The 14,713-nt window shown below is 58.6% G+C and carries 15 protein-coding genes; 3 read left to right on the top strand and 12 right to left on the bottom strand.

Features of this window, described 5'->3' with window-relative positions:
• Positions 1-32: 32 nt before the first annotated feature.
• From CFB02_RS03450 to flhA, 3 genes are all read right to left on the bottom strand, one after another.
• Entirely contained in the window at positions 33-845 is an 813-nt protein-coding gene (locus tag CFB02_RS03450) for a MinD/ParA family protein (RefSeq protein ID WP_088559149.1), read from the bottom strand.
• 68 nt (positions 846-913) lie between these two features.
• Positions 914-2,221 (bottom strand): flagellar biosynthesis protein FlhF, encoded by a 1,308-nt coding sequence (gene flhF, locus CFB02_RS03445; protein ID WP_088556891.1) that lies wholly within the window; start codon positions 2,219-2,221, stop codon positions 914-916.
• 60 nt (positions 2,222-2,281) lie between these two features.
• A complete protein-coding gene (gene flhA / locus CFB02_RS03440; RefSeq protein ID WP_088556890.1) occupies positions 2,282-4,462 on the bottom strand; it encodes a flagellar biosynthesis protein FlhA in 2,181 nt (726 codons plus the stop codon).
• Between the two features lie 218 nt (positions 4,463-4,680).
• Here flhA and upp point away from each other — a divergent pair, with 218 nt between their 5' ends.
• Genes upp through CFB02_RS03425 form a run of 3 tightly spaced genes read left to right on the top strand, consistent with a single transcriptional unit; the run spans position 4,681 to position 7,413 of the window.
• Positions 4,681-5,319 (top strand): uracil phosphoribosyltransferase, encoded by a 639-nt coding sequence (gene upp / locus CFB02_RS03435; protein WP_008173081.1) that lies wholly within the window; start codon positions 4,681-4,683, stop codon positions 5,317-5,319.
• Between the two features lie 2 nt (positions 5,320-5,321).
• Positions 5,322-6,578, top strand: coding sequence for a uracil-xanthine permease family protein (locus tag CFB02_RS03430; RefSeq protein WP_088556889.1), 1,257 nt, complete (start codon positions 5,322-5,324; stop codon positions 6,576-6,578).
• Entirely contained in the window at positions 6,559-7,413 is an 855-nt protein-coding gene (locus tag CFB02_RS03425) for a class I SAM-dependent methyltransferase (RefSeq protein ID WP_088556888.1), read from the top strand. The genes CFB02_RS03430 and CFB02_RS03425 overlap by 20 nt, the downstream gene beginning before the upstream one ends.
• A 407-nt stretch (positions 7,414-7,820) precedes the next feature.
• On the opposite strand, the gene flhB is transcribed toward CFB02_RS03425, so the two are convergent.
• The 9 genes from flhB to CFB02_RS03380 form a co-directional block, all read right to left on the bottom strand.
• Positions 7,821-8,957, bottom strand: coding sequence for a flagellar biosynthesis protein FlhB (flhB, locus tag CFB02_RS03420; RefSeq protein WP_088556887.1), 1,137 nt, complete (start codon positions 8,955-8,957; stop codon positions 7,821-7,823).
• A 6-nt stretch (positions 8,958-8,963) separates the two neighbouring features.
• Positions 8,964-9,749 carry a flagellar biosynthetic protein FliR gene (gene fliR / locus CFB02_RS03415; protein WP_088556886.1) on the bottom strand — a complete coding sequence of 262 codons (786 nt, stop codon included), beginning with the start codon at positions 9,747-9,749 and terminating at the stop codon, positions 8,964-8,966.
• Positions 9,750-9,752: 3 nt separating this feature from the next.
• A complete protein-coding gene (fliQ, locus tag CFB02_RS03410) occupies positions 9,753-10,022 on the bottom strand; it encodes a flagellar biosynthesis protein FliQ (RefSeq protein WP_088556885.1) in 270 nt (89 codons plus the stop codon).
• An 8-nt stretch (positions 10,023-10,030) separates the two neighbouring features.
• Entirely contained in the window at positions 10,031-10,807 is a 777-nt protein-coding gene (gene fliP / locus CFB02_RS03405; RefSeq protein ID WP_014577624.1) for a flagellar type III secretion system pore protein FliP, read from the bottom strand.
• A gap of 4 nt (positions 10,808-10,811) precedes the next feature.
• Positions 10,812-11,261, bottom strand: a complete 450-nt coding sequence (gene fliO / locus CFB02_RS03400) for a flagellar biosynthetic protein FliO (RefSeq protein ID WP_088556884.1) — start codon at positions 11,259-11,261, stop codon at positions 10,812-10,814.
• Between the two features lies 1 nt (position 11,262).
• The gene (gene fliN / locus CFB02_RS03395; RefSeq protein ID WP_088556883.1) at positions 11,263-11,754 is read right to left on the bottom strand and encodes a flagellar motor switch protein FliN; all 492 of its coding nucleotides are present in this window, start codon (positions 11,752-11,754) and stop codon (positions 11,263-11,265) included.
• A complete protein-coding gene (fliM, locus tag CFB02_RS03390; protein WP_088556882.1) occupies positions 11,747-12,745 on the bottom strand; it encodes a flagellar motor switch protein FliM in 999 nt (332 codons plus the stop codon). The genes fliN and fliM overlap by 8 nt, the downstream gene beginning before the upstream one ends.
• 36 nt (positions 12,746-12,781) lie before the next feature.
• The gene (gene fliL / locus CFB02_RS03385; protein ID WP_088556881.1) at positions 12,782-13,291 is read right to left on the bottom strand and encodes a flagellar basal body-associated protein FliL; all 510 of its coding nucleotides are present in this window, start codon (positions 13,289-13,291) and stop codon (positions 12,782-12,784) included.
• A 165-nt stretch (positions 13,292-13,456) separates the two neighbouring features.
• Positions 13,457-14,647 carry a flagellar hook-length control protein FliK gene (locus CFB02_RS03380; RefSeq protein WP_088556880.1) on the bottom strand — a complete coding sequence of 397 codons (1,191 nt, stop codon included), beginning with the start codon at positions 14,645-14,647 and terminating at the stop codon, positions 13,457-13,459.
• Positions 14,648-14,713 lie beyond the last annotated feature (66 nt).

Here is a 14,713-nt window from a genome sequence, read left to right as displayed (position 1 = left end):
TATCCGGTTTTTTTTGTTTGACTGGATCCGATTCAGACTTCGACGAGCCGCTCCACAAAAAATTCCAGATGCCCGCGGGGAGAGGACGGCAACGGCCAGCTATCTACCTTGTCCGCCAGCGCCTTGATGGCCAGCGAAGCTTTCGCCCTGGGATAGGCGTCCAGCACCGCACGCTGCCGCTGAACCGCTTTCTTCACGGCCTCATCGTAGGGGACTATTCCTACGTATTGTAGTGCCACATCCAGGAAGCGCTCGGTGACCCGTGTCAGTTTTTCGAACAGATGCCGGCCTTCCTGTTCATTCCGGACCTGGTTGGCAAGAATACGGAACCGATTGGTGCCGTACTCGCGGTTCATAAGTTTAATCAAAGCGTAACAGTCAGTAATGGACGTGGGCTCGTCACACACTACCAGCAAAAGCTCCTGGGAGGCCCTGAGAAAACTGACCACAGATTCGGAGATACCGGCAGCGGTATCCACTATCAAAACATCGATCTGATCACCCAGTTCGCTGAACGCATTAATCAGCCCGGCATGTTCCATGGGGCTGAGCTGGGTCATTCGTTGGGTACCGGAAGAGGCGGGGACAATCTTGATGCCACCGGGACCATTCACCAGAACGTCCTTCAGATCACAATCGCCGGCCAGAACATCCTGGAGGTTACGATTGGCAGTGATGCCCAGCAAGACGTCGATATTGGCGAGCCCCAGATCGGCGTCGAGCAGTACCACTCTCCGGCCTTTCTGCGCCAGGGCAATTCCGAGGTTCACCGACACGTTACTCTTGCCGACACCACCCTTTCCGCCGGAAACTGCAATCACCTGTACCGGATGTGCTCTGCTCATACTGTTTTTGGTCTCTCGCCACGTTTCGCCGGCTTTGTCTCCGACGCCTGCTGTCAATCTGTCCGGTCTCAGGCGTGCTCTTTCAGGCCCTCTGCGACCGCTTGCTGTTGCTGGAGTGTTTTCAGCCGATCCACGGCCAACCGCACCAGCGGAACGGCTTCTGCGTGGTGCAGGTCTTCAGGAATCTTCTGGCCGTCTGTGTAATAGGCTACCGGCAGACCGGTTTCCATCACAAACCCGAGAGACTCGCCCAGCGTCAGGGCCTCGTCGATTTTGGTCATCACACAGCCCGCAAGATTTGCCATCTTATAGCAATGCCACACGGATTTCATGATGCGAGGCTGACTGGTTGCCGAGACCACCAGATGGGTTTTGATATTGTGATGGCTGCGAGCCAGTTCGGCCAGCTGTTCCTGATAGCCTTTGTCGGCACTGGTCAGTCCGGCGGTATCAATCAGCACCAGATGACGGTCTGACAGCTCATCCAGAATATCGTCCAGACTGTGGCTTTCATCCACGACCCGCACCGGCACATTCAGGATCCGACCGAACACGAATAACTGCTCGTGCGCCGCCACCCGATAGCGGTCCGTGGTAACCAGGGCCACGGAATCGGAGCCATGCTTGAGCACGTAGCGAGCGGCGAGTTTTCCGATGGTGGTGGTTTTCCCGGACCCTGTCGGACCCACCAACGCGTAGGCGCCGCCCTCATCCAGCCACTCCATGCGGGAGGTCCGGACCCCGGTACACAGCATTTTCAGGGACTGCTTCCAACCGTCTTCCAGGCGCCCCGACTTGTGACGACGGGAAATTGACCCCGCCAGATCGCTGCCGAGGCCGAACTCCTGCAAGCGCTCGGCAAGCCTCTGCTGCACGGCGGTGGTCGCAGAAACCTCCGGCTCCGTTTGCGGCCGACGGCCCTGCATCATGTCTTTGAGCGAGCTGATCTCGGCCCGCATCTGCGCCAGCTCATCGGAATAGGCTTCCCTCGGCGCCTGTGGCAGAGGTGCAATATCACCAAAACCACCACTCACCTCTTGCTGAATGGCAGCGAACGAACCGGCGTAGCTCGCGCCCTGCGATGCCCGCTTTTCCCGGACTTCACGGATGCGGTCCCGGGACCGGCTCAGCTCGTCTTCAAGACGCCTGTGCTGGTCGGCCTGCATCTCGGCCAAGCGGGACCCGTTGGCGGCGTCTTCTGCCTGGTTGCCCAGTCGCTGGCGCGCCATATTCTCGTCATAATCCAACGCCGTCACAATTTCGACACCGCCGTCGACCCGACGATTGGAAAGGATCACGGCGTCCGGCCCCATCTGTTCACTGACCTGCTTGAGCGCCTCGGCCATGGTCTGAGCAAAAAACCGCTTTACTTTCATGATGCCTCTTCCTCCACCGGCAACGCCGTGCCGGCGCTGTCCGCTCTGTCATCCGCGCCGTTACTGGCCAACGGACGCCACGATCGTAATCTGTTTGTTATCCGGAATTTCCTGGTACGAGAGCACATGCAGGCGCTCTACCCCGTAGCTGGCGAACTTCGCCAGCACCGGCCTCAGGGGCCCGGACACCAGCAGAATGGCCGGCTTGCCGAGCATCTCCTGACGCTGGACGCTCTCCTGAAGCGAGCGCTGGAGCTTTTCAACCATATTCGGCTCCAGGACCAGGCCAATATCTTCCTGTCCGCCGGATTGTTGACTCTGCTGAACAGACTTTAGCAATAACTGTTCCAGATCCGGATCCAGGGTGATCACCGGTATCTCCGATTCGTTGCCGCAGATACTCTGGACAATCATCCGACGCAGGGACTGCCGGGCAACGGTGGTCAACAGCTTCGGATCCTGACTCTTCGGGTGCACGTTCACGATGGCCTCGGCAATGGACCGCATGTCCCGGATCGGCACTTCCTCTTTCAGGAGGTTCTGCAGCACTTTCAGCAGCAAGCTGATGGATACGGTGGTGGGCACCAGTTCCTCGGCCAACTTCGGAGAAATCTTTTCAAGCTGATCCAGCCATTTCTGGACTTCCTCGTGGCCCAGCAGCTCGTGGGCGTGTTTCTGCAGCACCTGGTTAAGGTGGGTCGCGACCACCGTACTGGCATCGACCACGGTATAGCCGAGCGTCTGGGCCTGGTCTTTCTTGTCTGGCTCAATCCAGCTGGCATCCAGACCAAACGCCGGATCCTTGCCTTCAATGCCCTCTATCTTTCCGAATACCTGACCGGGGTCGATGGCCAGCTCGCGGTCCGGATGGATTTCGGCCTCGGCAATGGTCACGCCCATCAGGGTAATGCGATAGACGTTAGGCATCAGATCGAGGTTGTCTCGAATGTGGACCGAGGGCATCAGGAAGCCGAGATCCTGGGACAACTTTTTACGAACGCCCTTGATACGACTGAGCAACTGGCCACCTTGTGACTTGTCCACCAGCGGGATCAACCGATAACCCACTTCCAGACCGACAATATCGACAGTGGACACATCGTCCCAGCCCAGCTCCTTGGTCTCTCCAGGGGCCGGTAGCTGACGACCCTGATCGCCGCCAGCATCACCGCCTGGTGGCAGATCACGCCCCGCCGGCCGCGGAGTCGCCCCGCCAGCGCCCCGCGCCGGGAATGCGCCATCTTCTTCGACGGTCTGTCTCTGGTGCTTCCAGATATACCAGGCAGCGCCGGCGGCCAGTGCACCCAGACCCAGGAAGGCCACGTGGGGCATGCCGGGAATCAGACCGAGAATGATCAGGATAGCGGCGGCAATGGACAGCGCCTTGGGCGCGCTGAACATTTGCTGGAGGATCTGGCCTCCCATGTCCTGGCTGGAGGTAACCCGCGTTACCATGATTGCAGCAGACGTGGATAGCAGCAGCGAGGGAATCTGTGCCACCAGGCCGTCGCCAATGGTCAGCAGCGCATAGCGCTCCATGGCCAGCCCGAAATCCAGACCGTGCTGCAGCATACCAATGGCAATACCGCCAATGATGTTGATGGCAAGAATCAGCAGGCCAGCAATGGCGTCGCCTTTCACAAACTTGGACGCGCCGTCCATGGAGCCGTAGAAATCCGCTTCCTGGGCAATCTCGGCACGACGATGCTTGGCCTCATCCTGATTGATCAGGCCGGCGTTCAGATCCGCATCGATCGCCATCTGCTTGCCGGGCATTGCATCCAGTGTGAAACGGGCGCTTACCTCGGAGACCCGGCCGGCACCTTTGGTCACGACCAGGAAGTTGATGATCATGAGAATCGCGAACACCACCAGACCTACGGCGTAGTTGCCGCCGATCAGAACGGCGCCGAAGGATTCGATCACTTTACCGGCGGCGTCACCACCTTCGTGGCCGTTCAGCAGAACAATCCGGGTAGACGCCACGTTCAAGGCGAGACGCAGAAGTGTGGCTACCAGCAGGACCGTGGGAAAAGATGCAAACTCCATCGGCCGCAAGGCGTAGACACACACCAGCAGAATGACAATCGATAGGGTGATGTTGAAAGTAAAGAACACGTCCAGGAGGAACGCCGGCATGGGCAGAATCATCATGCCCAGCAAGCCCATCAGCATGATGGGTATGCCCAGGTTGCCCCGCGTCAGGGTTTTGACGTTATTGAGGACTAAAGCTCTGTCCATGCCGGATACTTCTCCGATTGGCCGTGCCTGCAGGCGTTTTGAAGGTCGAAAATCTGACACCGGAGCGTCGTTTGGAAGGGTTATCGCAAGATCCGTACCACCCCTTAGGGGATTTCCGTTAAGCAGCCATTTGCGGCCTGACTCGCCTTGCCAGATGCGGTATCCTTGCGCCATTTGATCGCGACGCCAAAATTCCAACCAGACACACAGGTGACCCCATGCCAATCCACGAGGTAAAACACCCTCTGATCCGCCACAAGCTCGGCATCATGCGCCGTGCGGATATCAGCACCAAGAATTTCCGGGAGCTGGCACAGGAAGTCGGTGCACTCCTGACCTACGAGGCCACCAAAGACTTCAATCTGCAGGAAAAGACCATCGAAGGCTGGGCAGGGCCGGTTAACGTGGAACAGATTCACGGCAAGAAAGTCACCATCGTGCCGATCCTGCGGGCCGGCCTTGGCATGCTTGACGGTGTCCTCAGCCTGATTCCGGTGGCCCGGGTCAGTGTTGTCGGCCAGATCCGCAATGAGGAAACCCTCGAGGCCAGCACCTACCTTGAAAAGCTGGTGGGCGAACTGGACCAGCGCATGGCCATGATTGTCGATCCGATGCTCGCCACCGGTGGCTCAATGATCTCCACCATTGACCTGCTCAAGAAGGCTGGCAGCACCGAGATCCGGGCCCTGGTTCTGGTTGCCGCGCCTGAAGGCGTTGAAAAGGTTCTGGAAAAACATCCGGACGTGTCTATTTACACTGCCTCCGTTGATGAGCGCCTCAACGACAAAGGCTACATCCTTCCGGGTCTCGGCGATGCCGGTGACAAAATCTTCGGCACCAAGCAAAAGGACGTTTAAGAATGCAGGACCATACCAACGACCCGGTCTGGAAACAGGCTATTGCAGGCTCCCAGATGCTGCTGGTGGCGTTCGGCGCGCTGGTTCTGATGCCACTGATTACCGGGCTGGATCCCAACGTGGCCCTGTTCACCGCCGGCCTGGGCACCCTGATCTTTCACGTGGTGACCGGCGGTCAGATCCCGATTTTCCTCGCGTCGTCCTTCGCCTTTATTGCCCCCGTGATTGCCTCCAAAGGCAAGTTCGGCATGGAAGAGACGCTCGGCGGCCTGATGGCGGCGGGTATTCTCTATATTTTCCTCAGTGGACTGGTGCGGCTGCGAGGCACCGGTTTTGTCCGCCGCCTGTTGCCGCCGGTGGTCATCGGCCCCGTGATCATGACTATCGGTCTCGGCCTGGCGCCGGTTGCCGTTCACATGGCCTCCGGCCGCACCGGTGATGGCGCGAACCAGCTGATTCCCTACGACACTGCCATCTGGATCGCCATGATCTCGCTGGCCGTAACCATCATCATGTCGGTCTGGTCGAAAGGCATTTTCCGGCTGATTCCGATCATGTTCGGTGTTATCACCGGCTACATCCTCTCCGCGTTTGCCGGGATCGTGGATACCACGCCAATCCGGGACGCCGCCTGGTTTGCGGTTCCCAACTTTGTGGCGCCGGAATTCAGCTGGGGCGCCGTGCTGTTCATGATCCCCGTCGCCATTGCGCCGGCCATTGAACACATCGGTGACGTGCTGGCCATCGGCAACGTAACCCGCAAGAACTACCTGGAAAAGCCGGGCCTGCACCGCACCTTGCTGGGTGACGGCCTGGCCACCAGCGCCGCCTCCATGCTCGGTGGACCGCCCAACACCACCTACTCGGAAGTCACCGGCGCGGTTATGCTCACCAAGAACTTCAACCCCAAGGTCATGTGGTGGGCTGCCTGCATCGCCATTGTTCTGGCTTTCGTGGGCAAGTTCGGCGCAGCACTGCAGACGATCCCGGTACCCGTCATGGGCGGCATCCTCTGCCTGCTGTTCGGTTCCATTGCCGTCGTTGGCCTGAACACACTGATCCGCCACCAGGTAGATCTGTCACAGTCTCGCAACCTGGTTATCGTGGGTGTCACCCTGGTGTTCGGTATCGGCGGCATGGTGCTCGGGCACCTGGAGGGCATCGCGTTGTGCGCGGTGGCTGCCATCATCCTGAACCTGATACTCCCCGGCAGCCGCGAGGCATGGGGTAAAGCCGTCTATGAGCAGAAAGCCGACTGACAGCTCTGGCATCAGCTTCACTGCCCTGTATACCGGTGCCGTCTGGCACCGGTACGGGCTCTCTGACGACACCCTCGTTACGGAAAAGGGCCGCTGGATCTATCGCCTGATGACCCCCTTCGAAGCCGCCAGTCAGGCCGCCATCGGCGGAAACATCCGCACCTTCCTGCTGCAACGACATCTGATTATCGACCACCTGATTGATCAGGCCATCCGCGACAAGGGCATTACACAAGTGCTGGAAATCGCCTGCGGCATGTCGCCAAGAGGCATTCGGTTACGCCAGAAACACCCCCTACTCCATGTGGTCGAAGCCGACCTGCCCGACATGGCGGCTCGCAAAGCACTGCGCCTGATGGCCACGGGCCGACTCGGCGACCACCACCAGGTCACGCCGATCGATATCCTCGCGGACTACGGCGAGTATCAACTGGAAAAAGTGATCGACCGGGTATTTGAGAATTCCGAACCGGTGATCATTATCACCGAAGGCCTGACCAGCTACTTCTCACTGCCGACCATCAGCGAGTTCTGGCACCGCCTAGCCGCTGCCATGGCCAAACGCCCGGGCTCCATTTACCTCTCCGAGAGCTACTACCAACCCCGCCAGCCGTTGCTGAACACCACCCTCAAAGCCCTCGGTGGCGTCCTCGGGGCCGTAACCCGCAGCGAGGTATCTTTCCACTTCCAGACCGACGAAGAGGCACGGGAACACTTCCTGTCCTGTGGGTTTGCCTCCGCCACGGTGCACGATCCGCGATCCTGGTATGGGATTCTGCCAATTCCCGAAAGCCGCGGGGAACCGATGGTTCGGGTTATCGAGGCTGGTTGCTGATCTTGCCTTCGAGTCCTGCCCTAGCCTGCTGTTTCGGGGGAAGAGGTTTGTGGGTCTGCTTCCCAAAAAACGCTACGAGCACATCCATGTGCGCTTGGCTGTGGCCATCCATGGCCACAGACATTTTTGGGAAGCAGACCCACAAACCTCGCACACCTGACGGGAATCCGCCAAAACCACTAAGGTTGGATTAGGCGAAGCTATAATCCGACCTACGATTCTGACTTTCAATGCGATATCGAATGGCTCAGAAGCGGTTTGTCGGGTGGGCCTCCCAAAAATGTCGGCGGCCAGGGATGGCCGACGTCAAGCGCACATGGATGTGCTCGTAGCGGTTTTTGGGAGGCCCACCCGACAAGCCGCCAGCACCAGTACTCGCAGGCTACCAAAAGAAACCCAGCTCCAAACTAGACGTCCCGCCGCAAATCCGACGGAATCGGGAACTCTGGCATACCGGGCTTGGGCCCGCGCCCCTTGCGGAACTGTCGAAGCTGGAACACATAGGCGAGCACCTGGGCAATGGCCATATACAGGCCATCGGGAATCTCCTCGCCGATGTCGGTGTTGTGGTACACCGCCCGGGTCAGCGGCGGTGTTCTCAGGATCTCGACTTTGTTCTCACGGGCAATTTCCATGATCTTGAAGGCTACCTCATCGGCGCCCTTGGCCACCACAATCGGCGCGGCCATCGCCTTTTGATCGTATTTCAGGGCAACGGCGTAATGGGTCGGGTTGGTGATCACCACATCTGCGGTAGGCACATCCTGCATCATGCGGCGCTGGGCCATTTCACGCTGGAGTTGGCGGATCTTGCCTTTGACCTCGGGTTTGCCCTCGGTGTCCTTGTATTCGTCTTTCACCTCCTGCTTGGTCATGCGCAGTTTTTTCTGGTGATCGTAGATCTGGAAAGGTACGTCGATGGCCGCGATGATGATGGTGGCGCAGGAAAGCAGGAAGAAGCTCCAGGCGATGGTCCAGAGTACATGTTCCATGGCGGGCACCACCGGCTCCTCGGCAATGGCAAGCAGGTCTTCCGTGCGCAGATCGAGGATCAGGATGGCCAAGGCCATCACCAGACCGACCTTGGCAATGGCCTTGACCAGCTCGATGAGGGAGCGCATTGAGAACATGCGCCCGAGGCCCTTGATGGGGTCCATGCGATTGAGTTTCGGGGCCACGGCTTTGCCGCTGATCAGCAAGCCGCCGATGCCGATGGAGCCGAAGATAGCGGCGATCAGCAATAATACCAAAATGGGAGAGAGAGCCCAGGCGGCCTCCTTGGAGGATTCGATGAGCTGCACACTCATGTGGCGCATGTCGAAGATGGCGGAGCGTTCGATAACGAAGCTATCGCGCATGATCGCCTCCAGCGAGGCTCCGAGGCTGGCGCCAAACATCAGCATGCCGCCGGCCCCTGCCAGCAGGACGGCCATGGTAGCCAGCTCCTTTGAGCGCGCAGTCTGGCCATCCTCTTTGGCTTTTTCGAGCCTTCGCGGCGTGGCCTCTTCTGTTTTTTCCTGACTGTTGTCGTCTTCTTCGGCCATAACTCTCTACGGCTGCCCCTGCAATCCCCGCATGAAATCAAACGTCTCCCGGGCGTACTGATCGAAGTGCGGCAGAAAATTGGCGTGCAGCACCCATATGGCAAACAATCCAAAAATCAGGCCAATCGGGAAACCCAACGCAAAGATGTTCATCTGGGGAGCGGCGCGCGTCATGACGCCAAAGGAGATATTGACGATCAGCACGGCAGTAACCGCCGGCAACGCCAGGAGCATGGCGGAGGCGAACATCCAGCTGATTCTGTGGGCCAATTCCCAGACGCCGGTCTGGCCGAGGCCTTCCATGCCGATGGGCAATGTCCGGAAGCTCTCGATAAAGACTTCAAAGGCAACCAGGTGGCCGTTCATAGCCAGAAAAAGCAGCGTGATCGTGATCGTGTAAATCTGGGACAGCACCGGAACATTGACACCGTTAGAGGGGTCAACCATGGAAGCAAAGCCAAGCCCCATCTGCATGGCGATCATCTGGCCGGCAATCACGAACAACTGCCAGAGTGCGGTCAGCGCAAAGCCCATGCCGACGCCAATAAGGATCTGCTGCAGAGTGATCACCACAGCATCGGCGCTTAGAGCTTCAACCTGTGGCACAGGTGGGATTATGGGAGCAATGAGGATGGTCATCAGCAGAGCCAGCCCAAGGCGGACCCTTGCGGGTACCAGCTGGGTACCGAAAATGGGGATCACCATCAGGAAGCTGGCCAGGCGGAACAGCGGCCATAGGTGCTGACCGACCCATTGGCCGATCACATCCGCGCTGATCTCCGCCGGTATCATCCGTCAGCCGATCAGGTAGGGTATGTTGCCGAACAACCGGTTGGCATGATCCAGCAACTGCGTGAGCATCCAGGGACCCCAGACGATGATGACGATCAGCGTAACCAGCAGGCGTGGCAGGAAGCTCAGGGTCTGTTCGTTGATCTGGGTTGCCGCCTGGAAGGTACTGACAACCAGGCCAATCACCAGACCGGGGCCAATGATCAACGAGGACAACAATACGATCATCCACAGAGCTTCGCGCAGGATGTCGATAACGGTTTCCGGAGTCATGATGCCTCCTATATTCCGTAACTGGCGGCGAGTGTGCCCATGATCAGGGCCCAGCCATCCACCAGAACAAACAGCATGATCTTGAACGGCAGAGAGATGATGATTGGTGACAGCATCATCATACCCATGGCCATGAGAACACTGGCCACCACCATGTCGATAATCAGGAACGGGATGAACAGGATAAACCCGATCTGGAACGCGGTCTTGAGTTCACTGGTCACGAATGCCGGCATCAGGATCCAGAAAGACACGTCCTGCGGCGTCTCGTACTGTGTATCGGAGATTCGCATGAACAATGCCAGATCGCTCTCGCGGGTCTGTTCCAGCATGAATTTACGGAACGGCTGGCTGGCCAGCTCGACCGCCTCCAGGGAGGTTACTTCCTCCTGCATGTAGGGTTGCAGCGCCACCCGGTTGGCCTCCTCCAGCACCGGTTTCATGATGAAGATGCTGAGAAACAGGGCCAGGCCAAGAAGAATCTGGTTCGACGGTGTGGATTGCAGGCCAATCGCCTGGCGCAGGATCGCAAACACAACGATGATGCGGGTAAAAGACGTCATCATCATCAGCATGGCCGGCAGGAACGTTAGCGCTGTCATCAGCGCCAGGATCTGCAGGGTTACCGAGTATTCCTGAGCGCCCTCGCCTTCTCCGGGCGTCACAGTGAAAGCCGGTATACCGGGGATGCCGGAAGGCTCCTGAGCCAGCGCCAGTGGCGCCCAGACAAAGCCCGCCAAGACAATCAGGGATGGAAGCAGTCGCTTGATGGTTGCCGCAAGCATGGGGCTAGTCGTTCCTTGTCGGGGAAGTCCAGGATTTGCCGATCATGCCCTGCAGACGCCGGGCAAAATCACTGGAGCCAGCGCTGCCAGCCTCGACAACCGGCTCGTCAAACACGTGCAGGGTCCGGATCGCCGATGGGGTAACACCCACCAGGATCTGCTGGCCGCCCACCTCGATCAGGGCGATACGCTCGCGAGCACCAATGGCCATCACCGACACCACCTTGATAGCGTTGTTGTTCATGCCGGTCATGCCATTCATACGGCGGATAATCCAGGCGCAGCCATAGATCACGGCAATCACTGCCACCAGCCCCAACCCCAGGCTGACAATGGTGCCAACGGTATCCGGGGCACGCACGGGTGAATCAGCCGCAGCCGTCTTTGCCGTCTCCTGGGCGACGACCGGATGGATCACAATCAGCGTCAGTGCCGCAATCAGTCTGGACCACATGTTACTTCTGCAACCGCTTGATACGTTCGCCCGGGCTGATCACATCGGTGAGACGGATGCCGAACTTTTCATTCACCATGACCACCTCGCCATGGGCGATCAGGGTACCGTTTACCAGCACGTCCAGGGGTTCACCCGCCAGGCGGTCAAGTTCGATAACGGAGCCCTGGTTCAGTTGCAACAGGTTCCGTATCGGAATCTCAGTGTTACCCACCTCCATTGATATGGTGACCGGAATATCAAGAATGACGTCGATATCCGGAGCCGGACCACCACCCTTGGCGGGCTCGCTTCCGTTATCAAATTCCTCCATGGGCGCTGCCTGAACATCGTCCTCGGCTTCACCGGTTTCGCCGGCCTCTGCCATCGCAGCGGCCCACTCGTCCTCGCGTTCGCCCTCATCTCCGGACTCTTCCATGGCGGCTTCCCACTCGGCAGCCAGCTTTTCGTCCTCGCTGAGTTCCTGCTCGTCTTTCTTGTCGTCGTCAGCCATTGTTTCCCACCTTGAATTGTTTCTTCACCTTGGGCCTTGATGCCCGCTCATGAATCCGCAGTGCCAGTTTCCCGTCCCGAGTCCCCAGAGTTGCCTTGTAAACGGGGATGCCGTTGGCGGTGACCGTCAAATGCTCGGGCACCTCCACCGGGATAATGTCGCCAGCCTTCAGCTTGGCAATGTCCCGCAATGAGATTCGACGGCGACAGACCGTCGTGTTGATCGGAACATTGACCTCTTTGATGTCTTCCTGAAGCGCGTTCACCCAGCGCTCATCAACATCGTCAATATCACTCTGAACGCCGGCATCGAGCACATCGCGGATGGGTTCGATCATGGAATACGGCAAGGCAAAGTGCAGTTCACCGCCGCCACCGTCGAGTTCAATGTGGAAGGTGCTGACCACAACCACTTCACTGGGACTGACGATGTTGGCCATGGCCGGGTTCACTTCCGAGCTCAGGTACTCGAAGTCCACCTTGAGTACCGCGTGCCAGGCTTCCTTCATATCGTGGAACACCTGGTCCAGCACCATCTGGACGATCCGGGTCTCGGTCGGGGTAAATTCGCGGCCCTCGATCTTGGCGTGACGGCCCTCACCACCAAAGAAATTGTCCACCAGCTTGAACACCAGCTTGGCATCCAGCACGAACAGGGAGGTGCCACGAAGCGGGCGAACCTTGCACAGGTTAAGACTGGTGGGCACGTAGAGGGTATGAATATACTCTCCGAACTTCATGATCTGGACGCCTCCGGTGGAGACATCGGCGTTGCGACGCATCAGGTTGAACAGGCTGATCCGGGTGTAACGGGCAAAGCGCTCGTTGATCATCTCCAGGGTCGGCATCCGGCCCCGAACGATGCGGTCCTGACTGGCAAGGTCGTAGTTCTTTATGCCGGTATCGTCAGTCTCTTCATAGGTATCAATGTCACCGTCATCCACCCCGTGGAGGAGGGCATCGATTTCATCCTGTGACAACAAGTCCTGCATACGTAGTCCTGCCCGTGAAGTACCTTGGCCCGTGCGCTATTGCACGACAAAATTTCTGAATAACACCCGTTTGATGGCGGGCTCGCCTTCCTGCTCCAGCACCTGATTCACCGTGGTCAGCATCCGCTCGGCCAGGCCACTGCGGCCCTCGGGCGTCTGCAGCTCGTTGAAGTTACTGCTACCAAGGACTGTCACCAGCTGGCTTCGAATCAGAGGCATGTGCAGCTTGGAAGCTTCAAGCGCCTGTGGATCGGTGGACTCCAGCGCCAGATAAGCCTGGGCGTAGCGTTGGCGACCCTCAGCCTGAACCGTGGTAACGATGGCTTTTTCCATCTGGTAGTAGCTGCTGGGAATAAAGGTTTCCTCTGCAACCTCGGTTGCGTCACCCTCTTCCTCCCCCATGCCCGGAAGACCGCCGCCCAGGAACCACAGGGTACCCACCACAGACAGCACAATGGCCAGGATCACCACCACAACCAGCATGATGATCAGTTTCAGTTTTCCCTTCTTGGCAGGAGCCGCTTCAGATTCGTTATTTTCAGCCATAATGTTCGCTTTGCCAGAAATCCGTCACGGGGAGCAATTTTCCGCGACTTTTCAGGATTGGATGCAAAGGGCGGGCCAGAACACCCAACCTTCCCGTTCAGAACAGCAGTTTAGCGTTGCCGGGAAGGATGGGCAAAGGAGATTGGAAGAGAATATCGAAGGGTATCAGGCGAAGATGTCTACTTCGCCTTTCCAGCTCAGATCAAGGCTGCCGGAGCTGATGCCCTCATCGTCCTGATCGCCAGCGACCAGCGATGCCGACCCGCCACCGGAGCCATCATCATTTCCGGTGCCCTGCTCGCCGGTCTGCTGGCGAGGCGAATCGGAAACATCGAAGCCTGCCAACGACAGACCCTGCTCACCCAGCATATCCCTGAGCCGGTGGGAATGCAGTTCAAGCTGGTCACGGACCACGGGATTGGCCGAATGGACCGTAATATTCGCCTGCTCGTTCTGCACCCGGACCTTGACCTCCATGGGTCCCATGTCCGGCGGTGTCAGGTGGATTTCGGCAACCGACATGTTGCGGGCAGTTAGCCAGCTGAGTTTGCCCACCAGTTTGTCGCCCCACTCTGCATGGCCTACCGGCACATCAATGGACGTAGCATAACCTCGCAAAGGTGCGGTGTTCTCAGCCGTCAGTTTCGCTGCCCCATTGGCATTATTGGCCGCTTGCTGGGACACCAGATCCATGGCGGACTGGAAGCGGCCAGAATTGATCAACGAGCCGGAATCCGAATTGCGGCCCGAGTCGGTGAGCACTGAGGCCTTCATGACATCTGTCAGTGTCGCTTCGCCGGAGACACCGCCGGATGCGGACTGAGCTTTCTGACCCGAGCCCCCTGTGAGAAGGCCACTGAACAATCCGGCAACGGGATTCGTTTGGCCCGAACCACCGGTGGCAGCGTTGACGCCGGCTCCCGGCATTGTAGCTGACATGGCGGACTCACCGGCACCTCCGACTTTTGGATTCAGCCAGGACTGCAACTCGACAAAGGTAAGGGGAAGCGCCGTCAGCTCTGATTTGCCATCACCGGCAACAGCGGCCTCGCCCGCGTCCCGTGATTCAGCATCCGTGGCAACGTCGGCTTTTTCGCCACCCTTTGGATCAGCGTTCGCGTTTGCTTCCGTTTTCGTCTCTGAAGAAGTGTCCCGGGCCGCCCGGGATTCATCGGCAGATCTGGCCTCGGCGTTCCGATCCGCCTTCTGGCGATCGAGCCGCTTTTGCTCAGCCTGGGAGACAGAGTCAAAATCGCTTTTCCTGTCAGCCGGATCCCGGCTGGTTCCGGATTTTGACGGGCCGGGATCTTGCTGCGTCCCGGGCGCGGGGGTTTGGGGAAGAACCATCTGGGCCATGGCAACCTCTTGCCGCTTTTATCGCATTGTCGCCCTCACCTTGCCGGACTCGGCCGGTGCATGGGC

Origin of the sequence: Marinobacter sp. es.042 (assembly GCF_900188315.1) — a bacterium.
Lineage (GTDB): Bacteria > Pseudomonadota > Gammaproteobacteria > Pseudomonadales > Oleiphilaceae > Marinobacter.
This window is presented reverse-complemented; position numbering and strand designations above follow the sequence as displayed.